Genomic DNA, 24,719 nt, shown 5'->3' on the forward strand with positions numbered 1-24,719 from the left:
CCCGGAAATCGAAAAACAGGTACCCATCCCCGTCATTCGGCCGTCGTGCCCCGCACGGATACCCGGCACTGTGATGAACGTCTCAGCAACCGAGTCGTTCTCCAGTGATGGCACTCGCCGTGAAGTCGAGGTACCCGATGCACGAGTCTCCACCCCGAAATTCGTCGGCCGCCGGTCACCGGCCCGCCCAGGACCTGCGCTGGCGACAGGTCCGCGTCGACCGCAGTGCAGTGGACTACGCGGTCGGTGGGCACGGCAGGCCGGTTGTCTTCCTGCACGGCTGGGGACTCGGACCTGCCCCGTACCGGGCCGCGCTCCGGGAGCTCGCGCATCGGGGGGTGCGGGTCTATGCCCCCGCGATGCCCGGATTCGGCGGCACCCCGGAGCTGCCCCAGGGCGAACGCGACCTCGACGGGTACGCACGCTGGGTTGGCCGTTTCGTCGACGCCATCGGCATCCGCCGCCCGGTCACCGCGATCGGACACTCGTTCGGCGGTGGCGTCGCCGCCCGGGCCGCGCACGACCTGCCCGACCATGTCGAGGAATTGGTGCTCGTCAACTCCGTCGGCGGGGCCCAGTGGACGTCCGAGGGGGCGGCCCGGCCGATCGGTGAGCGGCCGCTGTGGGACTGGGCGCTGCGCCTGCAGGCCGATGCGCTCGGCTCGCCGTCGCTGAGCCAGATCGTCGGGGCCCTGGCCGGGGACGCGCTTCCGAACGTGCTCCGGGACCCGATGGCGGTGTGGCGGGCCGGGCACGTGGCCCGCACCGCCGACCTGCGGCCGGAGCTGATCAGGCTCGCGGAGCGGAGGCTGCCCGTGACGCTGCTGTGGGGTACCGCGGACAGCGTGATCCCGGAGGCGAGTTTCGACTCGATGCGGGCCGCGCTCGGCGACCCGAACGTGGTGATGGTGCCCGGCAACCACTGCTGGCCGATCGGTGAACCCGACCGGTTCGGGGAGACCGTCGGCCGGGTCCTGTCGCGATGCAGGGAGCAGGTGTCGGCATGAGCGTCGACGCGGTCACCAGGCCGTTCGAGACGGAGGCCTTCATGCTGCGGTGCTGCGGATCCTGCTCGGCCCTGTACGCGCCCGAGACGTGGGTGTGCACGAGCTGCGACGGCAACCTCGAATGGGTGCCGTCGACGGGGCAGGGGGCCGTCGTGTCCTGGACCCGGCTCGACCCGGCGAACGCGGGAGCGAGTGGACGCGGGCTGGACCCGCTGACCATCGCGATCGTCGAACTCGACGAGGGACCGTGGATTTATGCGGCGATCGAGGGCGGCCACCCGGACGCCGCCCCTGGCCGGGCCCGGGTGGTGTTCGCGCAGGAACCGGTCGTCGGCCGGTTCCCGGTGTTCGTCCTCGACCCGGCGGGGTCCGAGTGACCGGACCGTTCAGGCCACCCGACGGCCTGAACGGTCCGGTCACGCCGAGGATCAGCTGAACGGGGGGCGGCCGTCGACGCGCAGCGACGCCGCCCCCGCAGCCCGCCACGCCCGCGCGGTCAGGTCGGCGTCCTCGTCGGTCACCAGATTGCCCATCACCCGGACCGCGACGGTCATCAGCGCCCGCGACCGCATCGCCACCGGCCCACCTGCTGGCAGCACCCGCGGCACCGTCAGCAGCCCGGCGAGCCTGCGGGCGATCGAAAACGCCCGGCCGTAGTGCTGCCGCAGCACGGTGGGCCACAATTCGGTGAGCTCGCCAGCATCGAGGAGGTCGACGATCATCCGGCCGGTTTCCAGGCCGTAGTCGATGCCCTCCCCGTTCAGCGGGTTCACGCACGCCGCCGCGTCCCCGACCAGCGCCCAGTTCGCGCCAGCCACCCCGGACACCGCCCCGCCCATCGGCAGCAGCGCCGACCCGACCGATCGGATCGGCCCGTCCAGGTGCCATTCGTCGCGGCGTTGCGCCGCGTACAACTCGATCAGCGGGCGCAGCGCCCCCGGCGCCGGGTGGGTCGCGGTCGCCAGCGTTCCGACCCCGAGGTTCACCCGGCCCCCGCCGAGCGGGAACACCCAGCCGTAGCCGGACAGCAGCGCCCCCGCACCGTCCCGCAGTTCCAGGTGGGAGGTGATCCACTCGTCGTCGGCGCGACCGGAGTCGACGTAGGCGCGGGCCGCGACGCCGTAGGCGGTCTCGCGGTGCCACCGCCTGCCCAGCAGCTTGCCGAGGGGAGACCGGACGCCGTCGGCGACCACCAGATACCGGCACCGGACGGTGCGGGCGCCGTCCGCCGTCGCGAACGTGACCGCGCGCACGGTGTCGGCGTCCCGCTCGACGTCGACCGCCTTCGCGCCGGCGAGCATCGTCGCGCCCGCCGCCACCGCGACCCGGCGGATCCGGTCGTCGAGTTCCGTCCGTGGCACCGCGCTGCCGGTGGCGGGGAACGCGCCGTCCGGCCATTGCAGCTGCAGTTCCCTGCCGAACCCGGTCAGCCGCAGCCCCCGGTTCACCGGGCGGCCGCTCAGCCACTCGCTGAGCCCCAGATGGTTCAGTTCGCCGACCGCGCGCGGCGTCAGGCCGTCGCCGCAGGTCTTGTCGCGGGGAAACGCCGCGGCATCCGCCAGCAGCACCTCGCGGCCGGATCGGGCCGCCCAGGCCGCGGCCGCGGAGCCGGCCGGACCTGCGCCGACAACCAGCACCTCGGTCCGCTCGGGGACGCCCGTCGGTGCGGCGTCTGGGACGCCCGTCGGTGTTGCGGCGGTCGGTGCGAATTGATCGGATTCGGCAGGCGGAGGCACCACGGCAGTATCTTGTCAGGCCCGGCCCCACGCCCGGTGGCAGCCCGGGTACCCCGCACCCGCCGCGTGCCCACTACCGTGGGCATCCACAGCAGTCGTCGGGCCGGTGACAGTGGGATCGGTTTGGCCGGTGTCTCGGAGAACAGGATGGGTACTGAGATCGTGAGCACGAGCGAAGCGACGAGCACCGTCGTCGCCGGTGTGGATCTGGGCGACCAGGCACTGGCCGAGGTGGTGCGGACGGGTCTGACCGACGTGGAGGCCCTGCTGGTCGGCGAGCTGTCCGACGGAGAGGACTTTCTCACCGAGGCCGCCCTACACCTGGCCAAGGCGGGCGGGAAACGGTTCCGGCCGTTGTTCACCCTGCTGACCGCCCAGCTGGGGCCGCGGGGCACCGATCCGGCGGTGATCACCGCCGCGACCGTCGTCGAGCTGGTGCACCTGGCCACGCTGTATCACGACGACGTGATGGACGAGGCGTCGATGCGGCGCGGCGCGCCGAGCGCGAACTCCCGCTGGGACAACAGCATCGCGATCCTGGCCGGCGACTACCTGTTCGCCCACGCCTCACGGCTGGTGTCGACCCTCGGCCCGGACGCGGTCCGGATCATCGCGGAGACGTTCGCCGCGCTGGTCACCGGCCAGATGCGGGAGACCATCGGGGCGAAGCAGAGCCAGGACCCGGTCGAGCACTACCTGAAGGTGGTGTGGGAGAAGACCGGATCGTTGATCGCCGCGTGCGGGCGTTTCGGTGGCACGTTCGCGGGCGCGACGGCCGAGGACGTGGTCCGGCTTGAGCGGCTCGGCGACGCGATCGGCACCGCATTCCAGATCGTCGACGACATCATCGACATCTCCTCGGTGTCCGCGCAGTCCGGGAAGACACCGGGAACGGATCTGCGGGAGGGGGTGCACACCCTCCCGGTGCTGTACGCGCTCCGCGAGGAGGGCCCCGACGGCGACCGCCTCCGGGAACTGCTTGCCGGGCCGGTCACCGAGGACGCCGCGGTCGCGGAGGCCCTGAGCCTGCTGGAACGGTCGCCGGGGATGGCCGCCGCGAAAGCGAAGCTCGGCGAGTACGTCGACCTCGCCCGCACCCAGCTCGCGGAGCTGCCGCAGGGACCGGCGAACGAGGCACTGAAACGCCTGGTCGAATACACGATCGCCCGCGTCGGCTGAAGTAACGTTCCCACCGAGGGAACCCCTCCAGGTGATCCCTCGTTCAACGGGTGGTGGGCCGGTCCCGGCCGGCCAGGGGAATGAGGTGGCTGTGCACAGGTACTCGAACGGGGTCAAGACCTTCGGCCTGCTGGTGGTCATGTCGGCGCTGATCGTCTTCGTCGGATCCCTGTTCAACAGCCGGACGATTCTGATCCTCTCGATCCTGCTGGCCGTCGGCACCAACGCGTACGCCTACTTCAACAGCGACAAGCTCGCCCTGCGCGCGATGCACGCCCAGCCGATCACCGAGGTGGAGGCGCCGGTCATCTACAAGATCGTGCGCGAACTCGCGACCGCCGCGCATCAGCCGATGCCGCGGCTGTACATCAGCCCCACCGCCGCCCCGAACGCCTTCGCGACCGGACGCAACCCGCGCAACGCCGCGGTCTGCTGCACCAGCGGAATTCTGCAGATCCTCGACGAACGGGAGCTGCGTGCGGTGCTCGGGCACGAGCTCTCGCACGTCTACAACCGCGACATCCTGATCTCCTCGGTTGCCGGTGCGATGGCGGCGGTGATCTCCGGGCTGGCGAACATGGCGATGTTCGCTGGCATGTTCGGTGGACGCGGGGAGAACCGCCCGAACCCGCTCGCGCTGCTGCTGGTGTCGCTGCTCGGCCCGATCGCCGCGACCGTGGTGAAGCTGGCGGTCTCGCGGTCGCGGGAGTACCAGGCGGATCAGTCGGGTGCGGAGCTCACCGGTGACCCGCTGGCCCTGGCGTCGGCGCTGCGCAAGCTCGAACGGGGCACCCAGGCCGCGCCGTTGCCGCCGGAACCGAAGATCGCTGCGCAGTCCCACATGATGATCGCGAACCCGTTCCGGGCGGGCGACAAGATGAGTCGGATGTTCGCCACACACCCCCCGATGGCCGACCGGATCGAGCGGCTGGAAAACCTCGCGGGTCGCCGGCTCCCCGAGTAGCGGGGGTAGGTTTACCGTCCGATACGGACTTCGATGCAGATCGGGCGGTAGATGAGGACGACAACCCTGTTCGCTGCCGTCGCCGTGGTGGTTGGCGCGGCACTCCCGGTGAGCGTGGCACACGCCGATCCGGTCGGGTTCAGCAAGAAGAGCCTGTACTTCGACACCACCGTCGGGGCCGGGAACGACCAGCACTGCGCCGTCGAGGCGGACCTCTACACCCCGGTAGGGGTGTCGGTGACGAACCCGGCACCGGCCGTGCTCACCACCCACGGCTTCGGCCAGGACAAGGACGCCCAGACGCCGACCGCCGAGTTCCTCGCAGGCCGGGGATACGTGGTCCTTGCGTACTCGGGTCTCGGCTTCGGCGGCTCCGGGTGCAAGGTGACCCTCGACGACCCGGAATTCGACGGCCGGGCCGCGCAGGACCTCGTCAGCTTCCTCGGCGGCGCGGACGGCATCGCCTACGCCGACGCCGCGCACACCCAGCCGGTGCCGGGTGCGGAGCACGTGGTGCGTGACGTCGTCGCGCAGGACGGCCGGGTGCTGCCGAACGACCCGCGCGTCGGTATGGTCGGCGGCTCCTACGGCGGCGCGATCCAGCTCGCCGCGGCCGCCGTCGACCCGCGGATCGATGCGATCGTGCCGATGATCACCTGGAACGACCTGAGCTATTCGTTGGCGCCGAACAGCACGGGAGCCGACGTGGGGGTGTCCGGCGCGGTCCCCGGCGCAACCAAGACGTCGTGGACGGCCCTGTTCACCGGGGCGGGCCTGACGGCGCCCGGTGTCGACGGCTACCGCACCGACCCGTCCAAGCTTGTCGGCTGCCCGAACTTCGCCGATCCGACCTGCGGGGCGCTCGTCACCTCGCTGACGCAGGGCTTCCCGGATCCGCAGGCGGTGCGGTTCCTGCGGGCCGCCTCGGCCACCTCGTACGCGGACCGGATCCATACCCCCACCCTGCTGATCCAGGGCGCGGAGGACACCCTGTTCACCCTCAACGAGGCACAGGCCACGTTCGAGGCGCTGCAGCGGCGGGGAACCGAGGTGAAGATGATCTGGCAGCGGTCCGGGCACTCGTCCGGCGGGGAGACGAACCTGCTGCTCGGCGGGCTCGGCAGGCCCGACCCGGACACGCAGTATCCGGCGGCGCGCTACCTGGATTGGTTCGAGCATCACCTCAAGGGGCTCGCCGTCGACACCGGACCGACGTTCGCCTACCACCGTGACTGGGTCGCCGCCGGCGACACCGCCGAAAGCTACGCGACCGCCGCGGGCCCGACCGTGGGGGAGCCGCGGTCGCTGTTCCTGTCCGACGGCGGGCAGTTGGTGACCGACCGCGGCGATATCCGGGCGGGCGCGGCGGCATTCGACACCCCGGCGGGCGGGGTGGTTCAGGGCTCAACGGCGTCGAACATCCGCGTCGATCCCGGCCCGCGGCCGGAGGATCAGCCGCCGGGCAGCGTCGTTGCCTGGACCGGAGCGCCGCTCGACGGCCCGCTCGACGTCGTCGGGGCACCGGAGCTGGCGGTGACCGTGACGACCCCCACCCCCGTCGGCGACGAGCGGGACGCGGTCGTGATGTTCGCGAAGCTCTACGACGTGGCGCCGGACGGTTCGGCGACGCTGATCAACGGGCAGGTCGCGCCCGTGCGCATCGTCGACCTTGGTGCCAGCACCGAGGTGACGCTCCCCGCGATCGTGCACCGATTCGACACCGGCCACCGCATCCGGGTGGCGTTGTCGGGTAGCGATTCGAACTTCCGCGGCGGGCTGGTGCCGCGTCGGGTCACCGTCGCCGCAGGCGATCCCGGTCAGCAGTTGACGCTCCCGGTCGTCGAGGGCTGAGCGGAGGGCCGTGCCCGCAACGGAGTGAACGGATCGTTCAGTCGATCAGATCGACTGAACGCTTCCGTTCACTCGGTGGGGGGGACGCGGGTGCCTACCGGTGTGCCGGTGCTACCGGTAGTTGACGAACTGCAGCGCGATACCGAAGTCCTCGCCCTTGAGCAGCGCGATCACGGCCTGCAGGTCGTCGCGCTTCTTGCTGCTCACCCGCAGCTCCTCGCCCTGGATCTGCGCCTTGACGCCCTTCGGGCCCTCGTCGCGGATCTTCTTCGAGATCTTCTTCGCGTTCTCGGTCGAGATGCCCTGAACGAGGGAGCCGGTGAGCTTGTAGATCTTTCCGGACTGGGCGGGTTCGCCCGCGTCGAAGGCCTTCAGCGAGATGTCCCGACGGATCAGCTTCTCCTTGAACACCTCCAGTGCGGCCTTGAGGCGCTCCTCGGTCTCGGCGGCGAGGGTGATCGACTCCTCTCCCGACCACTCGATGCTCGCCCCGGTGCCGCGGAAGTCGAAGCGCGTGTTCAGCTCTTTCTCGGCCTGGTGCAGCGCGTTGTCCACTTCCTGCCGGTCCACCTTGCTCACCACGTCGAAGGACGAATCCGCCACGTCTTGTCTCCCTACTTCGTCGGTCCCGGCCAGGTCCCGGGGGTTCGAGAACCCACGATAACCACCCGGTTTGCGTTCACCCGCCCCGGTAGTTGTATTCTTCTCAACGCGTCAGGGAGAACCGGGTTGCCCGAGAGGGCCGGCCGAGGAACCCTGGATGACACCAGGCAGGTTGCCCGAGCGGCCAATGGGAGCGGACTGTAAATCCGTCGGCTTACGCCTACGTAGGTTCGAATCCTACACCTGCCACACCGGGGTCCCGGCGAGCGTCAGCTCGCTGGGACCTGGCGGTTGCAAAGTTGAAAACGGCTCCTGACCAGGCGGTTTGGAACTCCGGACAGAGACTGTGTAACCTTCGGAAGGCTTCAAAGCGCGAGAGCGCAGCGGAGCATGCCCCCTTAGCTCAGTCGGCAGAGCGTTTCCATGGTAAGGAAAAGGTCAACGGTTCGATTCCGTTAGGGGGCTCGCTGGATGGGTGTCGCGTACCTGGCTCACGTACCATGTGGGTCACGTGCACTGGCGCCGATGCATCGAGGCGGTGTAGCTCAGTCGGTAGAGCAAACGACTCATAATCGTTGTGTCGCCGGTTCAAGTCCGGCCATCGCTACAAACCTGACAAGGCTCTGATTGACCCTGATCAGAGTGACCCACAGTTTCTCCGAAAGAAGGCATACTCGTGGCCTCCTCCACCGACGTTCGTCCCAAGATCACCTTGGCCTGCGAGGTATGCAAGCACCGGAACTACATCACCAAGAAGAACCGGCGCAACGATCCCGACCGGCTCGAGCTGAAGAAGTTCTGCCCGAACTGCGGAACACACCAGGCGCATCGGGAATCCAAGTAGCATCAATCGCGTGCCCCGCCAATGCGGGGCACGCGATTTTTTCGTTATGACGCGGGGGCCGGGACGGGAGGAATCCCGTGGCCGGCCCGTCGCTGTGTTTCAGCCGCGTCCAGTGCAGATAAGGGTCCTGCTTCGGTGAAACTGAATGCTGATCTCGTTGGCCTGCATCACAGGTTCAGCGACTACTACGAGGTCGGCCGCGAGAAGGTGCGCGAGTACGCACGCGCGGTCAAGAACGACGACCCGGCGTTCCGCAGCGAGGACGCCGCGCGTGAGCTCGGCTACGACGGACTGGTGGCGCCGCTGACGTTCATCTCCGTCTTCGGGTTCATGGCGCAGGAGGAGTTCTTCGACACGCTCGGCCTCGAACTGGACCTGAGCAACATCCTGCACACCGATCAGCGGCTGGTGTTCAACCGGCCGATGAAGGTCGGCGATCGGCTGTACTGCGACGTCTACGTCGACTCGCTGCGCGTGATGGGTGGCAGCGACATCATCGTCACCCGGAATGAGATCACCGATCAGGACGGCGAGCTGGTGCTCACCACCTACACCACGTTGATGGGCCGGCACGTCGAGGAGGGTGAGTGATGGCGCTGCGGAGCTTCCAGGGTGTCGCGGTCGGGGAGGAACTGCCCGCCAAGACCGTTCCGTTGACCCGGGCCGACCTGGTCCAGTATGCGGGGGTCGCTGGCGATCCGAACCCGATTCACTGGGACGACGAGGTCGCCCGATCAGTGGGTTTGCCAATGGCGGTCGCACACGGCATGCTGACGATGGGTATCGGGGCCGGGTACATCACGTCCTGGCTCGGAGACCCGGGCGCGGTGCTCGAGTACAACGTCCGTTTCACGAGCCCCGTCTACGTGCCCAACGGCGGCGGGGGTGCCGAGATCGAGCTGACCGGTAAGGTACGCTCGGTCGACGATGAGGCCCGCACCGCGGTGATCGCCATCGTGGCCAAGGTGGACGGCAAGAAGATCTTCGGTCGGGCCACCGCGACCGTCCGGCTCGGCTGAACACGACACCGGTAGGGTTCGGTCGATTGGGTTTGTCAGACCACCGTGCAGTACACTGAGATTTCTGGGATTGTTCAGCGCTGCGCGCTGCCCTTCGATGTCAACGGCGTCGAGCGGGGTGGCGCGCGTGTTGTGTGGTCACAGAGCTGGTTGACCGGCTCGTGAGAGCGGTTCGGTCCACCAAAGGGGCGTAGCTCAACTGGCAGAGCAGCGGTCTCCAAAACCGCAGGTTGCAGGTTCAAGTCCTGTCGCCCCTGCTCCGGATGTCAGCGACTGAGAGGAACTACGGTGAGCGAGGATCGCGGAAAGGCCGAGGACTCGGCAGGGTCCTCGGGCGCCGACGATGCCGCCAACGGCGCCGCACCGTCCTCTCGACCGACTGGCAAGCGTCCGGGTCGCCGTTCCCACGCGGCGGCGGACGCATCCGCGGCGACCACGGTCGCCGCCACCGCCGGCACTCCGGCCAAGCCTGCCAAGGCGAAGGCGGAGAAGCCGCGCAAGGAGAACTTCTTCAAGCGCCTGCGTCGGTTCCTGCGCGAGGTGATCGCCGAACTCCGCAAGGTCATCTGGCCGAATCGCAAGCAGATGGTCACCTACACCACCGTCGTGGTCGCCTTCGTGACCTTCATGGTGGCGTACATCAGTGGATTGGACGTGGCGTTCATCAAGGGCGTCACCTGGTTGTTCGGCTGACCCCGGACACCGAAATGCAATGAGAGGAAGCGAGCGCGCCAGTGAGCACCCCCGATAACGACGCAAATGAGGCCCTGGCCGGAGAGCCTGTTGCCGATGACGCGCTCGCTGCGGAGTCCGCTGACGGTGTGATCGTCGACGACTCCGGCGACATCGAGGCCGCCACCGCCGACTCCGACGCCGCGGCACCGGACGCCCCCGCCGAGGCGGAGGAGGCGGTCGATCCGGTCGCCGAGATGAAGGCAGCGCTGCGCCGTGCCCCCGGTGACTGGTACGTCATCCACTCGTACGCCGGGTACGAGAACAAGGTGAAGGCCAACCTCGAGACGCGCGTGCAGAACCTTGACGTCGGCGACTACATCTTCCAGGTCGAGGTCCCGACCGAAGAGGTCACCGAGATCAAGAACGGCCAGCGCAAGCAGGTCAACCGGAAGGTGCTGCCCGGCTACATTCTGGTGCGGATGGAGCTCAACGACGAGTCGTGGGGCGCGGTGCGCAACACGCCGGGCGTCACCGGCTTCGTCGGCGCGACCTCCCGCCCGTCGCCGCTGTCGATCAACGAGGTCGTCAAGTTCCTGATGCCGCAGCAGGGCGCCAAGAAGCCCGCCGCCGCGGCCGCGGCCACGGCAGGCGAGGCAGCAACGGAGACCGTCGCCAAGCCGCTGATCGAGGTCGACTTCGAGGTCGGCGAGTCGGTCACCGTCATGGACGGTCCGTTCGCGACGTTGCCCGCCAGCATCAGCGAGGTCAACGCCGAACAGCAGAAGCTCAAGGTCCTGGTCTCGATCTTCGGCCGCGAGACTCCGGTCGAGCTGTCGTTCAACCAGGTCTCGAAGATCTAGCAGCCTTGAAGATCACGTCGCGCACCGTTCGCCGGCCCGCGTGACCCCACACTTGCACTGCAGCAAGAAACACACCCGCAAGAATTAGGAACGAAGATGCCCCCCAAGAAGAAGAAGCTCGCAGGGCTGATCAAGCTTCAGATCCAGGCCGGTCAGGCGAACCCTGCCCCGCCGGTGGGTCCCGCGCTCGGTCAGCACGGCGTGAACATCATGGAGTTCTGCAAGGCCTACAACGCGGCCACCGAGTCGCAGCGCGGCAACGTGATCCCCGTGGAGATCTCGGTCTACGAGGACCGGACCTTCGACTTCAAGCTGAAGACCCCGCCCGCCGCCAAGCTGCTGCTCAAGGCGGCAGGCGTGCAGAAGGGCTCCGGCGAGCCGCACAAGACCAAGGTCGCGACCGTGACCATGGATCAGGTGCGCGAGATCGCGAAGACCAAGCAGGAAGACCTCAACGCCAACGACATCGACGCCGCCGCGAAGATCATCGCAGGCACCGCCCGCTCCATGGGCATCACCGTCGAGGGCTGACAGGCTCCCTCCGCGCCGTGAGGTCGCGGAACCCGAAGAATGCGTGGGAGGGCCGGCCAGGCCCGCAACCACAACCGAATCATTCGCCCGGTGCGACGACGCCGGGTGAGACGTAAGGACAGAACACATGGCAAAGCGCAGCAAGGCGTACCTCGCCGCCGCCGAGAAGGTCGATCTGAGCACGCTCTACAGCCCGCTGCAGGCTGCGAAGCTGGCGAAGGAGACCTCCTCCTCGAAGATGGACGCGACCGTCGAGGTCGCCGTCCGCCTCGGCGTCGACCCCCGCAAGGCGGATCAGATGGTCCGTGGCACCGTCAACCTCCCGCACGGCACCGGTAAGACCGCCCGTGTGATCGTGTTCGCCGCTGGCGAGAAGGCCGCCGAGGCCGAGGCCGCTGGCGCGGACGCCGTTGGCGCCGAGGACCTGATCGAGCGCATTCAGGGCGGCTGGCTGGACTTCGACGCCGCGATCGCCACCCCGGACCAGATGGCCAAGGTCGGCCGGATCGCCCGCGTCCTCGGGCCGCGCGGCCTGATGCCGAACCCGAAGACGGGCACCGTCACCACCGATGTGGCGAAGGCCGTCGCGGACATCAAGGGCGGCAAGATCAACTTCCGCGTCGACAAGCAGGCCAACCTGCACTTCGTGATCGGCAAGGCGTCGTTCGACGACGCCAAGCTCGTGGAGAACTACGGCGCAGCGCTGGACGAGATCCTGCGTGCGAAGCCGTCGTCGGCCAAGGGGCGCTACGTCAAGAAGGTCACGGTTTCGACCACCACCGGACCGGGCATCCCGGTGGATCCGAACCGCACCCGCAACCTCCTTGAGGACGAGGCGTAGCCCGTTCGTTCACAGCGTGATCGGTGAGGGCCGGTCGGGGGCAGTGCTCCCGACCGGCCCTCACCGTCTCTCGTCCCCGCACCGGTCGATTTGGTGTCGGGCCTGGTCTCCGGTAGCCTCTACCGGAGAGTTCGACTAGTTCGAGTTCATCCCAACAAGATCCACCCAAGACCGTTGGTCATCGCTGTGCCGGTTCCGGTGCACCGATTGAAGGTCCGGACATGTCCGGCGGCCCGCGCAGGAGGACGAGGCTGGGGAAGGTGTTCGGCGTGAGCTGGACCGTTTCCTCGTGTACGCCCCGTGGCCCTGCGCCCGGGGCGTTTTTCGTGTGTCGGCCCTTCCGGCCCGGGCGACTGCGTCCGGCGCCACACGCCAACACGATGTCACGAGAGGAGGCGAAGTATGGCAAAGCCCGAGAAGGTCACCGCGGTTGCGGAGATCACTGAGCAGTTCAAGGGTTCGACTGCCGCCGTTGTCACGGAGTTCCGTGGCCTGTCGGTGGGAAGTCTGACGCAGCTGCGTCGCGCGCTCGGAGAAGGCGCTACCTACTCCGTCGCCAAGAACACCCTGGTCAAGCGCGCCGCCGCTGAGGCGGGCGTCGAGGGCCTTGACGACCTGTTCGTCGGACCGACCGCCATTGCATTCATCAAGGGCGAGCCGGTCGACGCCGCGAAGGCACTGAAGGCCTTCGCGAAGGACAACAAGGCACTCATCATCAAGGGCGGCTACATGGACGGCGCTGCGCTGTCCGTGGACGAGGTCAACAAGATCGCGGACCTCGAGTCCCGCGAGATCTTGCTGGCCAAGATGGCCGGCGCGATGAAGGGCAACTTGGCAAAGGCCGCTGGCCTGTTCAATGCCCCCGCGTCGCAGGTGGCCCGACTGGCCGCCGCGCTGCAGGAGAAGAAGGCCGCGGAAGGCTCCGCAGCCGAAAGCTGATCCGCACGAGATGTCGGGTCCACACGGACCCGGTCTTGCGTATCACGTAACCACTCATCCCAGCTCGTCGCGGATCAGCGACATGGGACTTACAGGAAGGACGCCATCATGGCGAAGCTCACCACCGAAGAGTTGCTGGACCAGTTCAAGGAGCTCACCCTCCTCGAGCTCTCCGAGTTCGTGAAGGCCTTCGAGGAGACCTTTGAGGTCACCGCTGCTGCTCCGGTCGCCGTCGCCGCTGCCGGTGCCCCGGCCGCCGCCGCCGACGCTGCCGAGGAGCAGGACGAGTTCGACGTCATCCTCGAGGGTGCCGGCGACAAGAAGATCCAGGTCATCAAGGTCGTCCGCGAGGTCGTCTCCGGCCTCGGCCTGAAGGAGGCCAAGGACCTCGTCGAGGGCGCGCCGAAGGCCATCCTGGAGAAGGTTGCCAAGGACGCGGCCGACGCCGCCAAGGAGAAGCTCGAGGCTGCAGGCGCGACCATCACCGTCAAGTAAGACGGTTGTCGCGTAACGCTTCGGCGTCACGTTAGAAAGAGGGCCGCTCCCCGTTGGGGAGCGGCCCTCTTTCGGTTCCGGGAACGGGTGGGGTTCCTGGACGGCGGTCCAGCTGCCGGCCAGGCCATCGCCGCAGGTGGAGCGGGGTGCCGAGGGCGGGAAACCGCACTATTGCGTTCCGTACTTACTCGTGAGTAGGATCCGTGGTCACGGGTACCACATCGATACGATAGAGTGACCCAACCCACAGTGGGGGTGACGTGTCGAACAGCGTGGAGGTAAGTGGTGGGAGTAGAGGTAAAGGTCGAGGGACTCACCAAGTCCTTCGGCTCGCAGAAGATCTGGCAGGACGTCAGCCTGACACTGCCCGCTGGTGAGGTCAGTGCCCTGCTCGGGCCGTCCGGCACCGGCAAGTCGGTGTTCCTCAAGTCGCTGATCGGCCTGCTGCGACCCGAGCAGGGATCGATCGTGATCGACGGCACCGACATTCTCCAGTGCTCGTCGAAGGAACTCTACGAAGTTCGGCAGATGTTCGGGGTGCTGTTCCAGGACGGCGCGCTGTTCGGCTCGATGAACCTCTACGACAATGTCGCCTTCCCGCTGCGTGAGCACACCAAGAAGTCCGAGTCCGACATCCGCAAGATCGTGATGGAGAAGCTCGAGCTGAACGGCCTGCTCGGCGCCGAGAACAAGCTGCCCGGCGAAATCTCCGGCGGTATGCGCAAGCGCGCCGGGCTGGCCCGCGCCCTGGTGCTCGATCCGCAGATCATTCTCGTCGACGAGCCGGACTCCGGCCTCGACCCGGTACGCACCACGTACCTGAGCCAGCTGCTGATCGACATCAACGCGCAGATCGACGCGACGATCCTGATCGTGACGCACAACATCAACCTGGCCAGGACCGTGCCCGACAATCTCGGCATGCTGTTCCGTAAGCAGCTGGTCATGTTCGGTCCCCGCGAGGTGCTGCTCACCAGCGAGGAGCCCGTCGTCAAGCAGTTCCTCAACGGCAGCAAGATCGGCCCGATCGGCATGTCCGAGGAGAAGGACGACTCGCAGATGGCGGCCGAGCTGGCGCTGAAGGAGGCCGGGCACCATGACGGCTCCCAGGAGGTGTCCGGGGTGGTCCCGCAGATGCAGGCGACCCCCGGCATGCCGACCCGGCAGGCCGTTGGCCGTCGGCAGGCCAGGGTGCGGTCGATCCTGCACACCCTGCCGCCGGAGGCGCAGCGCAGCATCCGCGAGAGCCTGGGCGACGACGATGCCGCCACCCAGGTGATCCCGGTGTACAGCGAATCCGCGCCGGGCGGAGCAACGGGGGACAACGCGGGGTCGTCCTGGAGTCACGGGTAGACCGCGGGTGGGGGGTTCGAAGAGCACGCTGCTTGGCCCGATCTCAGCAGCGTTGACCCAGGCCGGGCTGATCGTCCAACTGTTCGTCGACGTCGTACGCAACCTGTTCCGCCGACCGTTCCAGTTCCGTGAGTTCATCGAACAGGCGTGGTTCATCGCGAGCGTCACCATCCTGCCGACCGCGCTCGTCGCGATTCCGTTCGGTGCGGTGGTGTCGTTGCAGACGGGGTCACTGATCAAGCAGCTCGGCGCCGAGTCGTTCACCGGTGCCGCGAGCGTGCTGGCCGTGATCCAGCAGGGCAGCCCGATCGTGACGGCACTGCTGATCGCGGGCGCCGCCGGATCGGCGGTCACCGCGGACCTGGGTTCCCGCACCATCCGCGAGGAGATCGACGCGATGGAGGTGCTCGGGATCAATCCGATCCAGCGTCTCGTCGTGCCTCGGGTCCTCGCGATGGTCCTCGTTGCGGTGCTGCTCAACGGACTCGTCTCGGTCGTCGGCATCGCGGGCGGCTACTTCTTCAACGTGATCCTGCAAGGTGGCACGCCGGGCGCCTACCTGGCGTCGTTCTCGGCGCTGGCGCAGCTACCGGACCTCTACATCGCCGAGGCGAAGGCCGCGATCTTCGGTGTCATCGCTGGCGTGATCGCGGCGTACAAGGGGCTGCACCCGAACCCGGGTCCGAAGGGGGTCGGCGAGGCGGTGAACCAGACGGTCGTCATCACGTTCCTGCTGCTCTTCTTCGCCAACCTGATCCTGACCATGGTGTACCTGCAGATCGTCCCGGCGAAGGGGGCCTGACCGATGACCATCGCACGAGGTCGCGGTGACCGTGTCCTGCTGACCGCGCGCCGGGTCGGTCGCGCCCCGCTGAACATGCTCGACCGGGCGGGCGACCAGATGTCGTTCTACGCCCGCGCGATCGGGTGGATTCCGCGCACGATCACGCATTACGGCAGGGAGGTCCTGCGCCTGCTCGCCGAGGTCACCTTCGGCAGCGGGGCGCTCGCCGTGATCGGCGGCACCATCGGCGTCATCGTGATGATGTCCGGCTTCACCGGCGTCGTCGTCGGACTGCAGGGGTATGCGGCGCTCGATCAGCTCGGCAGCTCCGTGCTCACCGGCTTCCTGTCCGCGTACGTCAACACCCGCGAGATCGCGCCGATCGTGGCCGCGCTCGCGCTCTCCGCGACCGTCGGGTGCGGCTTCACCGCGCAGCTGGGTGCGATGCGGATCTCCGAGGAGATCGACGCGCTCGAGGTGATGGCGGTGCCGTCGGTGCCGTTCCTGGTGACCACCCGGATGGTCGCCGGGTTCGTCGCGGTGATCCCGCTGTACATCGTCGGCCTGCTCGCGTCGTACTTCGCGTCCCGCCTGATCAGCACCCTGTTCAACGGGCAGTCGAGCGGATCCTACGACCACTACTTCAACCTGTTCCTACCACCGGCGGACGTCCTATGGTCGTTCGGCAAGGTGCTGGTCTTCGCGTTCGTGCTGATCATGATCCACTGCTACTACGGCTATACCGCGTCCGGCGGTCCGGCGGGCGTCGGCGTCGCGGTGGGGCGCGCCGTGCGGACCGCGATCGTCACGATCGCGGTGCTGGACTTCTTCCTCAGCCTCGCGATCTGGGGCACCACCACGACGGTGCGGGTGGCGGGATGAGCGCCGGCGGGTCGGTGGTGCGTAGGCGACTGCTCGGGCTGGTCTTCTTCCTGATGTTGGCGCTGTTCCTGACGTTCACGATCGGGATGTACAACAAGACATTCACGAAGGTCGTCACCGTCAACCTGGTGACCGACACGGTCGGCAACTCGCTGCCCTCGCACGCGGATGTGAAGGTTCGGGGACTGATCGTCGGTGAGGTGCGGTCCTCGTCGACGGAGGAGGGGGAGGTGACGTCCGTCCTTGCGATCGACCCGGACAAGGCCGCGCTGATCCCGTCGAACACGACCGCCCGGCTGCTGCCGAAGACGCTGTTCGGCGAGCGGTACGTCTCGCTGATCGTGCCTGCCGGCGACACCGCGGCCCCGATCACCGAGGGGGACACCCTGCACCAGGACAAGAGCGGCAACGCCATTGAGGTCGGCGAACTGCTCGACGGGTTGCTCCCGCTGCTGCAGGCGGTACCGCCGCAGGACCTAGCGAACACGCTCGGCGCGCTGAACCAGGCACTGTCCGGTCGCGGCAACGAGATCGGGCTCAGCCTGGAACGGCTGGAGACCATCTTCGCCGGTGTCAACACCGAGCTGCCGAACCTGGAGCAGGGTCTCAAGGGCCTCGCCGACTTCTCTCAGACCTACGCGGACGCGGCGCCGGACCTGGTGGTTGCCCTCGACAACCTGCGCACGACCGGCGCGACCGTGGTGCAGCAGCAGAACCAGATCCGGACGCTGATGTCGGCGGCGACCGGGGCGGCGGGCAGCACCGCCGACTTCCTCACCGCGAACCGGGACACGCTGATCTCGATCGCCGAGGACTCGCGCGCCAGCCTCGAGGTGCTCGCGGCCGCGTCACCCACATTCGGGTGCACGTTCGCGCAGTTCGTGCCGATCGTGCACAGCGCAAGCGCGATCCTCGGCCTCAACCCCGATGGCAGCCTGCAGGATCATCCCGGCGCCCGCGCCGCGACGGTCTTCGTCAACCCGAAGGGTCGCTACCTGCCGAACCAGGATGAGCCGCGACTCTTCGACAACCGCGGGGCCAAGTGCTACACCCCGGCCGCGCCGGGCGACAAGTTCCCGCAGTACCCGGGCGGCTCGTACAACGACGGCGCCTACCAGGTGCCATCGCGGAACCCCGGACCGGCGTACGTGCCGTCGCCGGAACGCCCGCAGTTCGCGCCGGTTCCTGCGGCGCAGACCACCCCCGCCCGCTACACCGGGTCGACGTTCGAGCAGGACACCCTCGCCGTCATCTACGGGGAGGGGACGGGCGCACTGCCCGAGAACGTGCCGGGCTGGACCACGTTGCTGGGGGCGCCTGCACTGAGGGGGACGGAGGTGAGCGTCCGATGAAGGCCCAGTTGCGGGGGCTCGGGGGCCCGCTGACCAAGCTCGTCATCTTCGCCGTCGTCACCATCGTCGCGACCACGACGCTGGCGCTCACGATCGCGAATAGCGGAGGCGGCGGCGGCACCAGGTTCAATGCGGTGTTCTCCGATGTCACCTCGCTGAACAAGGGGGACGAGGTGCGGATCGCGGGTGTCCGGGTCGGGCAGGTCGACGACATCTCGATCGTGAACGACCGTGAGGCGAAGGTCGAGTTCTCGCTGTCCGACCGGGACTGGCTGCCCGCCGGGTCCCGGGCCGTGATCCGATACCGGAACCTGGTGGGGCAGCGCTACATCGCGCTCGAGCAGGGCGAGGGCCCGCAGGGCATGAAGCTGACCGAGGGTCAGACGATCGCCCTCGACCACACCAAGCCTGCGGTCAACCTGACGACCCTGTTCAACGGCTTCCGACCGCTGTTCCAGACGCTCAGTGCCGACGACGTGAACAAGCTGTCGTACCAGATCATCCAGGTGTTCCAGGGGGAGGGCGGCACCATCTCGGAACTGGTCCGCAACACCGCATCGCTGACCAACACGATCGCCGACAAGGATCGGGTGATCGGGGACGTCATCAACAACCTCAACGGCGTGCTGGAGACGGTGAACAGGCACGACGACGAGCTCAGCTCACTGATCGTGAACACCCAGCAGCTGGTGACCGGGCTCGCCAACGACCGCGGTGTCGTCGGGGAGGCGGTGACCTCGCTGGCCACCCTCACCGACACCGCGGCCGACGTGCTCGAGCCGACCCGGCCGTCGATCCAGGGATCGGTGTCGGCGCTGAACACCCTCGCTGGCACGCTGAACGAGCAGGATGCGGCGGTGAACAAGATCCTCGCGAACCTGCCGGTGAAGCTGGAGAAGCTGAGCCGGATCGCCAGCTACGGGTCGTGGTTCCAGTTCTACCTGTGCGGCATCGACGTGGTCGCGGGCCCCGGTGAATCGAAGTACCTGAACCTGCCCACCGGCCTGCCCACCGTCAACCAGCCGATTTACACCAACTCGGCACCGCGGTGCTCGGCGAACGGGGCGGGCCAGTGAGCACGAAGCGGCGCAGCCCCGCGACCACCGGCGCCCTCGGCATCGCGCTCGTCCTCCTCGCGACGATGTCGGCGTTCTTCCTCGACGACCTGCCGATCATCGGCGCCGGTGCGACGTATCGCGCGGAGTTCAGTGAGGCCGCGGGCCTCAAGCCGGACAACGAGGTGCGGATCGCGGGCGTGAAGGTCGGCAAGGTCACCGAGGTCACCCTCGCCGGGGACAAGGTCGACGTCGCCTTCAAGGTGAAGGACGCCTGGGTCGGCGACCAGACCACCGCGTCGATCCAGATCAAGACGATCCTGGGGCAGAAGTATCTGGCGCTCGACCCGCGCGGGTCGTCGACGTTGAAGCCGGCCGATCCGATCCCGCTGGAACGCACCACGTCGCCCTATGACGTGATCGACGCCTTCTCCAGCGCCGCGACGACCCTCGGCGAGGTCGACACCCCGCAGCTGGCGGAGAGCATGCGGACGTTGTCGGAGGCGTTCGAGGGCACACCCGCCGACATCCGGGCCTCGCTCGACGGGGTTGCCCGGCTGTCGAGGACGATCGAGAGCCGCGACGCCGAGCTGACGAAGCTGTTCGCGGCGACGGCGAAGACGTCGACGGTGTTGGCGGACCGGAACGCCGAGTTCACCGAGCTGATCGCCAGCGGCGGTCTGCTGCTCGGGGAGCTCAACGCGCGCCAGCAGTCCATCGCGCAACTGCTGACGGGGACGCAGCGACTGTCGCAGCAGCTGACCGGGCTGGTGCGGGACAACGAGGCGCAGATCGGTCCCGCGCTTGAGCAGTTGCGGGGCGTCGTGCAGATCCTGCAGGACAACAACGACAACCTGGACCGGGCGATCAAGCTGTACGCACCGTTCACCCGGCTGTACGCGAACATCGTCGGCAACGGTCGCTGGTTCGACCAGGTCGTGGTGAACCTGACGCCGCCGCAGCTCCCGCTGATCCCCGGATACCGGGATCCGGTGCGCACCCTGGGGGGTAACTGATGACGGGGATGACGTCCGGCCGGATGCCGAAGTTCAGCCGCGCGCAGGTCCTGACCACCGTCGGCGTGCTGGTGGTCGCGCTGGTGCTCGGCGTCGGCGGCTGGTGGCTGTTCACCAGGGCCGGGACGACGAAGATCACCGCCTACTTCGACAAGTCCGTCGGCATCTACACCGGTTCCGACGTGCGGGTCCTCGGGGTCAAGGTCGGGTCGGTGGACGAGGTCACCCCGCTCGGCGACCAGGTGCGGGTCGTGATGCGGGTCGATCGGGGTGTCGACATCCCGGCGGACGCGAAGGCCGCGCAGGTGACGCCGTCGGTGGTCGCGGACCGGTACATCCAGCTCGCGCCCGCCTACTCGGGTGGGGACGTGATGGCCTCCGGTGCGACCATCCCGCGGGAGCGGACGGCGACCCCGGTCGAGGTGGATCAGCTCTACTCGAGCATCGAGGAGCTGTCCGATGCGCTGGGGCCGAACGGGGCGAACAAGGACGGCGCCCTGTCGACGCTGGTGGACACGGCGGCCGAGAACCTCGACGGCAACGGTGCCGCGCTCGGCACCACGATCACCGAGCTGTCGAAGGCGGCGGCGACGCTGAACTACTCGCGGGGGGACCTGTTCGACACGGTCCGGAACCTGCAGACGTTCGTCAGCGCGCTGGCCGCGAACGACGAGCAGGTCCGGCAGTTCAACGGTCAGCTGGCCGACCTGACCGGCTTCCTCGACGGGGAGCGCGAGAACCTGGGGGCGGCGCTGAACCAGTTGTCGGTGACGCTCGGTGATGTGGCGGTGTTCATCCGGGACAACGAGGACCTGGTCACCAGCAACGCCGAGGGGCTGGTGCAGGTGACGCAGACCCTTGCCGACAATCGGCAGGATCTGGTGGACGCGCTGACCACGCTGCCGCTGGCGATCAGCAACGTCGTCAACTCGTACGACGCGGAATCGGGCACCCTGGCCTCCCGGGTCAATCTGCCGGAGACCCAGGACCCGTTCGGGACGCTCTGCAAGCTGATGGACCTCGGCAAATTGATGCCGGGGGATCCGAAGTTCGATGCGCTGAGCAGGCAGATGCGACCGGTGATCGACAATTGCGCTGCGATCATGGGCCAGGTCACCGCGGGTGTGAAGACCCCGACGCTGAACCTTCCGTTCGGGATTCTCAGCGGTGACAATCTGCAGCGCCCGTCCCAGCCGGGGACGGTGCCGGGACAGATCTCGCCGCGGCTGGGCAACTCGCAGGCACCGGGTCTGAGTGACCAGAACATTCCCCGGGGTGGGCAGTGAAACGGGTGGGAACGGCCACCGCGTGGGCAGTGAAACGGGTGGGAACGGCCACCGCGTGGGCAGTGAAACGGGTGGGAACGGCCACCGCGTGGGCGGTGGGGCGGGGAGGCGCGGTGACGCGGGTGGGACAGGAGCGTTCGTTGAGGCGCGCGGTCGCGATCGGTGCGGGCACCTGCGCGGTTGCGCTGGTGGTGTCGGGGTGTGGATCGGATGGCATCTACAGCATCCCGTTGCCCGGTGGCGCGGACATCGGTGACAACCCGATGCACGTGACCGTGCAGTTCGACGACGTCCTCGACCTGGTCCCGCAGTCGACGGTGAAGGTGGACGGCGTCCCGGTCGGGCGGGTCGAGACGATCGACGTCCCGGACGACGGCTGGACCGCCGAGGTCGGCGTGGTGATGGACTCGGCGGTGAGCCTTCCCGCGAACGCGGTGGCGAGCGTGCAGCAGACCAGCCTGCTCGGCGAGAAGTTCATCGAGCTGACCGCGCCGGAGCTGGATCCGTCCTCGGCACCGCTGTCCGATGGCGCGACGATCCCGGTGGATCGGACGCGCCACGCCACCGACATCGAGCAGGTGCTCGGCGCGTTGTCGCTGCTGCTCAACGGCGGCGGGGTGGCGCAGCTGCAGCCGATCATCCACGAACTGTCGGCGGCGCTCGGTGGCCGTGAGGATCGGGTGCGGTCCCTGCTGGATCAGGCGAACACGCTGATCGAGGGCCTCAACCGTCAGCGGGACGACATCACCCGGGCCCTGGACGGCCTGGACACGCTCAGCGGCCGGGTCGTGCAGCAGACCGACCAGATCGACAGGATCCTCGCGGAGATCCCGCCCGCGGTGCAGGTGCTGAACGAGCAGCGGCCGCAGTTCGTGCAGATGCTCGGGCAGCTGGATCGGCTCGGGCAGGTCGGCAGCGACGTGCTGGTTCGCTCGCGGGACAATCTGATCGCGGATCTGCGGGCGCTGCGCCCGACCCTGCAGGCCCTCGCGGATTCGGGCGACGACCTGGTCACGGTGTTGCCGTTGATTCCGACGTTCCCGTTCCCGGATGGCGCGGAGAAGGTCATCCACGGCAACTCGATGAACCTCTTCCTGACCCTCGACATGCGGCTCGGCCAGCAGTTGGAGGCGCTCGGGGTCGGGATGCCGGACCCGGTGTACGTGCCGCCGCCGCCGGGCATCAACGGGCACGTGCCGAACGTCGACCCGTCCAATCCGTACTACAACGGCAACGGGCCGCGTCCGGGGTGGCCGACGGTGTCGCTACTGCCGCTGCCGCCGATCGTGCCTGCGCCGCAGCCTGCGCCGGGGCAGCCGCCCGCGCCCGGCACCGAACCGGTGTCCGGTGATGCGGCGGCCCCGCCGAACCCGCTCAGCGGAATTCTCGAGAAGCTGGGGGTGGGTGGCCGATGAGGTCGAAGCTGGTGCGCGTCCAGTTGGTCGCGTTCATCCTGGTCGCCGCGGTTGGTCTGCTGTACGTCGGCGCCAAGTACGTCCGGCTGGACAATCTGCTCGGCTTCGGGCAGTACACGGTGAAGGCCGATTTCGCGGATTCGGGGGGCATCTTCACCAACGCCGAGGTGACCTATCGGGGTGTCCCCGTTGGGCGGGTCGGGGACCTGCACCTCACCGCGGACGGCGTCGAGGTGGACCTGAAGCTCGACAACGGCGCCCCGCAGGTGCCCGCGACGGCGCGGGCCGTGGTGGCGAACCGGTCGGCGATCGGCGAACAGTATGTGGATCTGCAGCCGAGCAGCGAGGGCGGGCCGTACCTGCAGGACGGGTCGACGATCACCCGGCAGGACACGTCGATCCCGGTCCCCGTCGAGCAGGTGCTGTCGAGTGTGAACTCGTTGGTGCGGTCGGTTCCGCTGGATTCGCTGAACACGACGGTCACCGAGCTGGGTCGGGCCTTCGACGGTCGGGGCGACGACATGCAGGTCCTGGTGGACTCGTTGAACTCGCTGACCGAGGCGGGCATCGAGAATCTGCCGCAGACGTTGACACTGATCCGCGACAGTCGGACGGTGCTCGACACCCAGTCGGCGCAGGCGTCCTCGATCCGCCAGTTCAGCGCGGACCTGAATCGGATCTCCGCGCAGCTGCGGGACAGCGATCCGGATCTGCGCAGGCTGATTGGCACCGGCACGGACGCGAGCACCGAGGTGGGATCGCTGATCGACACCGCGGGCCCGGCCCTCTCGAGCGACCTGCACAACCTGGCGCTGGTGTCGGAGTCGCTCGGCCCGCGGTCGATCGCGTTGAACATCCTGTTGACGTTCCTGCCCGCGCTGGCGGCGGGGGCGAGCACGGCGGCCCCCGGCGACGGAACCCTGCACCAGGGTCTGCTGCTGGAGACGAACAATCCGCCGCCCTGCACCCAGGGCTACGAGGGGACGTACGAGATTCTCGACCGGATGAAGCGGGAGAACCCGGACTTCGATCCGACCCGGGACGAGTTCCCGCTCAACATGCAGGCGAACTGCACCACCCCGTTGGGGAGTGTGACGGGGGTGCGGTCGGCGAACCGGGTCGTGTACGCGGATCCGGACACCCCGCAGCCGTGGGACAACAAGCCGAAGGTGGCTCCGGACGCACTGAACCTCAATCCGATCGCGACGCAGCTCGCGACGCTGATGGGAATCACGCCGCGGTAGGCGGGGCGTGGCAGGCGCGGACGTCGGCGGCGACGAGCGGAAGTTACTTTCAAGTAGGGTGAAGATGTGATGCGTAGCACGACACTGCTCAAGCCCGCCCTCGTCGTGGTGAGCGTCCTCGCCGTCGCGGCGTTGGCGGCCGCCGCCTGGTTCGGCTACGGCTGGGTCCGCGCCCTGGTCGTCGACAAGCAGGTGGCGGCCGCGCGTGACGACGCGCTGACCGGCGCCCGCCAGGCGGCGATCAACCTCAACACCGTGGATTCGGCGAACCTGGACCAAACGTTCGCGAACATGGAGTCGTCGATCACCGGCGACGAGATGGTCAACTCGCTGAACGAGACGCGGGACCAGATGACCGAGCAGGTCCGGCAGACCGGTGCGAAGAGCGAGGCGCAGATCATTGACGCCGCCCTCACCGACTTCGCGCGGGACGAGGGCACCGCGACGTCGCTGGTGATCCTGTCCACGACCACCACGTGGCCGGACCAGCCGCCGAGGAAGGTCAAGGTGACGATGCGCATCGGGCTGACCGAGACGGACGGGGAGTGGAAGGCGTCCCGTGTCGAGAACGTCGGAGCTCCGCTCGCGATGGACGCAGGCGCGGCGCCGCCAGCCCCGGTGCCGGACGTGCCTGCGCCGGAGGTGCCCGCCCCGGCGCCCGACCAGAGCACCGGCGGACAGTAGGTCCGCACCATCGCGCCCGCCCGCCACCGGTGTCGGGTCGCCCCGAGTCCGCCAGCGTTCCAAGGAGAATCGACCAGTGCCTCCCACCCGCCGCACCCCCAGCG

Annotated in this window: 26 protein-coding genes and 4 tRNA genes; 28 read left to right on the forward strand and 2 right to left on the reverse strand. The window is 68.2% G+C overall.

The annotated features are described in order from the left end of the window. The first annotated feature begins 137 nt into the window (after nucleotides 1-137). Both ACFWPA_RS07405 and ACFWPA_RS07410 read left to right on the forward strand, forming a co-directional pair. Complete coding sequence (locus tag ACFWPA_RS07405; protein ID WP_378508192.1) at nucleotides 138-1,007, forward strand: alpha/beta fold hydrolase; 870 nt, start codon at nucleotides 138-140, stop codon at nucleotides 1,005-1,007. Next, nucleotides 1,004-1,384 (forward strand): Zn-ribbon domain-containing OB-fold protein, encoded by a 381-nt coding sequence (locus tag ACFWPA_RS07410; protein ID WP_378508191.1) that lies wholly within the window; start codon nucleotides 1,004-1,006, stop codon nucleotides 1,382-1,384. Before ACFWPA_RS07405 ends, ACFWPA_RS07410 begins: the two co-directional genes overlap by 4 nt. Before the next feature lie 51 nt (nucleotides 1,385-1,435). On the opposite strand, the gene ACFWPA_RS07415 is transcribed toward ACFWPA_RS07410, so the two are convergent. Beyond that, a complete protein-coding gene (locus ACFWPA_RS07415; protein WP_378508274.1) occupies nucleotides 1,436-2,644 on the reverse strand; it encodes a geranylgeranyl reductase family protein in 1,209 nt (402 codons plus the stop codon). Between the two features lie 246 nt (nucleotides 2,645-2,890). On the opposite strand from ACFWPA_RS07415, the gene ACFWPA_RS07420 reads away from it, so the two are divergent. The 3 genes from ACFWPA_RS07420 (at nucleotide 2,891) to ACFWPA_RS07430 (ending at nucleotide 6,737) form a co-directional block, all read left to right on the forward strand. Continuing rightward, entirely contained in the window at nucleotides 2,891-3,922 is a 1,032-nt protein-coding gene (locus tag ACFWPA_RS07420) for a polyprenyl synthetase family protein (protein ID WP_378508190.1), read from the forward strand. A gap of 91 nt (nucleotides 3,923-4,013) precedes the next feature. Continuing rightward, entirely contained in the window at nucleotides 4,014-4,886 is an 873-nt protein-coding gene (gene htpX / locus ACFWPA_RS07425) for a zinc metalloprotease HtpX (RefSeq protein WP_378508273.1), read from the forward strand. A gap of 51 nt (nucleotides 4,887-4,937) precedes the next feature. Further along, nucleotides 4,938-6,737: a CocE/NonD family hydrolase gene (locus tag ACFWPA_RS07430; protein WP_378508189.1), complete on the forward strand. Its 1,800-nt coding sequence runs from the start codon at nucleotides 4,938-4,940 to the stop codon at nucleotides 6,735-6,737. A 111-nt stretch (nucleotides 6,738-6,848) separates the two neighbouring features. Here the strand turns inward: ACFWPA_RS07430 and ACFWPA_RS07435 are convergent, their stop codons facing one another. Then, nucleotides 6,849-7,340 (reverse strand): YajQ family cyclic di-GMP-binding protein, encoded by a 492-nt coding sequence (locus tag ACFWPA_RS07435; protein ID WP_378508188.1) that lies wholly within the window; start codon nucleotides 7,338-7,340, stop codon nucleotides 6,849-6,851. A gap of 166 nt (nucleotides 7,341-7,506) precedes the next feature. Here ACFWPA_RS07435 and ACFWPA_RS07440 point away from each other — a divergent pair. The 23 genes from ACFWPA_RS07440 (at nucleotide 7,507) to ACFWPA_RS07550 (ending at nucleotide 24,615) form a co-directional block, all read left to right on the forward strand. Then, nucleotides 7,507-7,589, forward strand: a tRNA-Tyr gene (locus tag ACFWPA_RS07440). Between the two features lie 143 nt (nucleotides 7,590-7,732). Continuing rightward, nucleotides 7,733-7,805, forward strand: a tRNA-Thr gene (locus ACFWPA_RS07445). Nucleotides 7,806-7,874: 69 nt separating this feature from the next. Beyond that, nucleotides 7,875-7,947 (forward strand) — tRNA-Met (locus tag ACFWPA_RS07450). Nucleotides 7,948-8,016: 69 nt separating this feature from the next. Next, the gene (rpmG, locus tag ACFWPA_RS07455) at nucleotides 8,017-8,184 is read left to right on the forward strand and encodes a 50S ribosomal protein L33 (protein WP_031937658.1); all 168 of its coding nucleotides are present in this window, start codon (nucleotides 8,017-8,019) and stop codon (nucleotides 8,182-8,184) included. 135 nt (nucleotides 8,185-8,319) lie between these two features. Next, the gene (gene hadA, locus ACFWPA_RS07460) at nucleotides 8,320-8,775 is read left to right on the forward strand and encodes a (3R)-hydroxyacyl-ACP dehydratase subunit HadA (RefSeq protein WP_378508187.1); all 456 of its coding nucleotides are present in this window, start codon (nucleotides 8,320-8,322) and stop codon (nucleotides 8,773-8,775) included. Continuing rightward, nucleotides 8,775-9,203: a (3R)-hydroxyacyl-ACP dehydratase subunit HadB gene (gene hadB / locus ACFWPA_RS07465; protein WP_378508186.1), complete on the forward strand. Its 429-nt coding sequence runs from the start codon at nucleotides 8,775-8,777 to the stop codon at nucleotides 9,201-9,203. The genes hadA and hadB overlap by 1 nt, the downstream gene beginning before the upstream one ends. 184 nt (nucleotides 9,204-9,387) lie before the next feature. Beyond that, nucleotides 9,388-9,460 (forward strand) — tRNA-Trp (locus ACFWPA_RS07470). A 31-nt stretch (nucleotides 9,461-9,491) separates the two neighbouring features. After that, on the forward strand, nucleotides 9,492-9,896 hold the full coding sequence (gene secE, locus ACFWPA_RS07475) for a preprotein translocase subunit SecE (RefSeq protein ID WP_378508185.1): 405 nt from the start codon (nucleotides 9,492-9,494) through the stop codon (nucleotides 9,894-9,896). A gap of 41 nt (nucleotides 9,897-9,937) precedes the next feature. After that, on the forward strand, nucleotides 9,938-10,738 hold the full coding sequence (gene nusG, locus ACFWPA_RS07480) for a transcription termination/antitermination protein NusG (protein WP_378508184.1): 801 nt from the start codon (nucleotides 9,938-9,940) through the stop codon (nucleotides 10,736-10,738). A gap of 96 nt (nucleotides 10,739-10,834) precedes the next feature. Then, entirely contained in the window at nucleotides 10,835-11,269 is a 435-nt protein-coding gene (rplK, locus tag ACFWPA_RS07485) for a 50S ribosomal protein L11 (protein ID WP_031937663.1), read from the forward strand. A 127-nt stretch (nucleotides 11,270-11,396) separates the two neighbouring features. Continuing rightward, complete coding sequence (rplA, locus tag ACFWPA_RS07490; RefSeq protein ID WP_378508183.1) at nucleotides 11,397-12,110, forward strand: 50S ribosomal protein L1; 714 nt, start codon at nucleotides 11,397-11,399, stop codon at nucleotides 12,108-12,110. Nucleotides 12,111-12,512: 402 nt separating this feature from the next. Further along, entirely contained in the window at nucleotides 12,513-13,049 is a 537-nt protein-coding gene (rplJ, locus tag ACFWPA_RS07495) for a 50S ribosomal protein L10 (RefSeq protein ID WP_378508182.1), read from the forward strand. Between the two features lie 108 nt (nucleotides 13,050-13,157). Next, nucleotides 13,158-13,544: a 50S ribosomal protein L7/L12 gene (gene rplL / locus ACFWPA_RS07500; protein WP_378508181.1), complete on the forward strand. Its 387-nt coding sequence runs from the start codon at nucleotides 13,158-13,160 to the stop codon at nucleotides 13,542-13,544. Between the two features lie 282 nt (nucleotides 13,545-13,826). Then, nucleotides 13,827-14,897, forward strand: a complete 1,071-nt coding sequence (locus tag ACFWPA_RS07505; RefSeq protein WP_378508180.1) for an ABC transporter ATP-binding protein — start codon at nucleotides 13,827-13,829, stop codon at nucleotides 14,895-14,897. Between the two features lie 7 nt (nucleotides 14,898-14,904). Further along, the gene (locus ACFWPA_RS07510) at nucleotides 14,905-15,699 is read left to right on the forward strand and encodes an MlaE family ABC transporter permease (RefSeq protein WP_378508179.1); all 795 of its coding nucleotides are present in this window, start codon (nucleotides 14,905-14,907) and stop codon (nucleotides 15,697-15,699) included. 3 nt (nucleotides 15,700-15,702) lie between these two features. After that, nucleotides 15,703-16,563, forward strand: coding sequence for an MlaE family ABC transporter permease (locus ACFWPA_RS07515; protein ID WP_378508178.1), 861 nt, complete (start codon nucleotides 15,703-15,705; stop codon nucleotides 16,561-16,563). After that, nucleotides 16,560-17,915, forward strand: coding sequence for an MCE family protein (locus tag ACFWPA_RS07520; protein ID WP_378508177.1), 1,356 nt, complete (start codon nucleotides 16,560-16,562; stop codon nucleotides 17,913-17,915). The genes ACFWPA_RS07515 and ACFWPA_RS07520 overlap by 4 nt, the downstream gene beginning before the upstream one ends. Before the next feature lie 8 nt (nucleotides 17,916-17,923). Continuing rightward, on the forward strand, nucleotides 17,924-18,991 hold the full coding sequence (locus ACFWPA_RS07525) for an MCE family protein (RefSeq protein WP_378508272.1): 1,068 nt from the start codon (nucleotides 17,924-17,926) through the stop codon (nucleotides 18,989-18,991). Further along, entirely contained in the window at nucleotides 18,988-19,986 is a 999-nt protein-coding gene (locus ACFWPA_RS07530) for an MCE family protein (RefSeq protein WP_378508176.1), read from the forward strand. Before ACFWPA_RS07525 ends, ACFWPA_RS07530 begins: the two co-directional genes overlap by 4 nt. 8 nt (nucleotides 19,987-19,994) lie before the next feature. Beyond that, a complete protein-coding gene (locus tag ACFWPA_RS07535) occupies nucleotides 19,995-21,272 on the forward strand; it encodes an MCE family protein (RefSeq protein WP_378508271.1) in 1,278 nt (425 codons plus the stop codon). A gap of 140 nt (nucleotides 21,273-21,412) precedes the next feature. Then, nucleotides 21,413-22,687 (forward strand): MCE family protein, encoded by a 1,275-nt coding sequence (locus ACFWPA_RS07540; protein WP_378508175.1) that lies wholly within the window; start codon nucleotides 21,413-21,415, stop codon nucleotides 22,685-22,687. Beyond that, nucleotides 22,684-23,931 carry an MCE family protein gene (locus tag ACFWPA_RS07545; protein WP_378508174.1) on the forward strand — a complete coding sequence of 416 codons (1,248 nt, stop codon included), beginning with the start codon at nucleotides 22,684-22,686 and terminating at the stop codon, nucleotides 23,929-23,931. Before ACFWPA_RS07540 ends, ACFWPA_RS07545 begins: the two co-directional genes overlap by 4 nt. 69 nt (nucleotides 23,932-24,000) lie before the next feature. Beyond that, nucleotides 24,001-24,615, forward strand: coding sequence for a hypothetical protein (locus ACFWPA_RS07550; protein ID WP_378508173.1), 615 nt, complete (start codon nucleotides 24,001-24,003; stop codon nucleotides 24,613-24,615). The last annotated feature ends 104 nt before the right edge of the window (nucleotides 24,616-24,719 follow it).

The organism is Rhodococcus sp. NPDC058505 (assembly GCF_042720095.1).
Lineage (GTDB): Bacteria > Actinomycetota > Actinomycetes > Mycobacteriales > Mycobacteriaceae > Rhodococcus_G.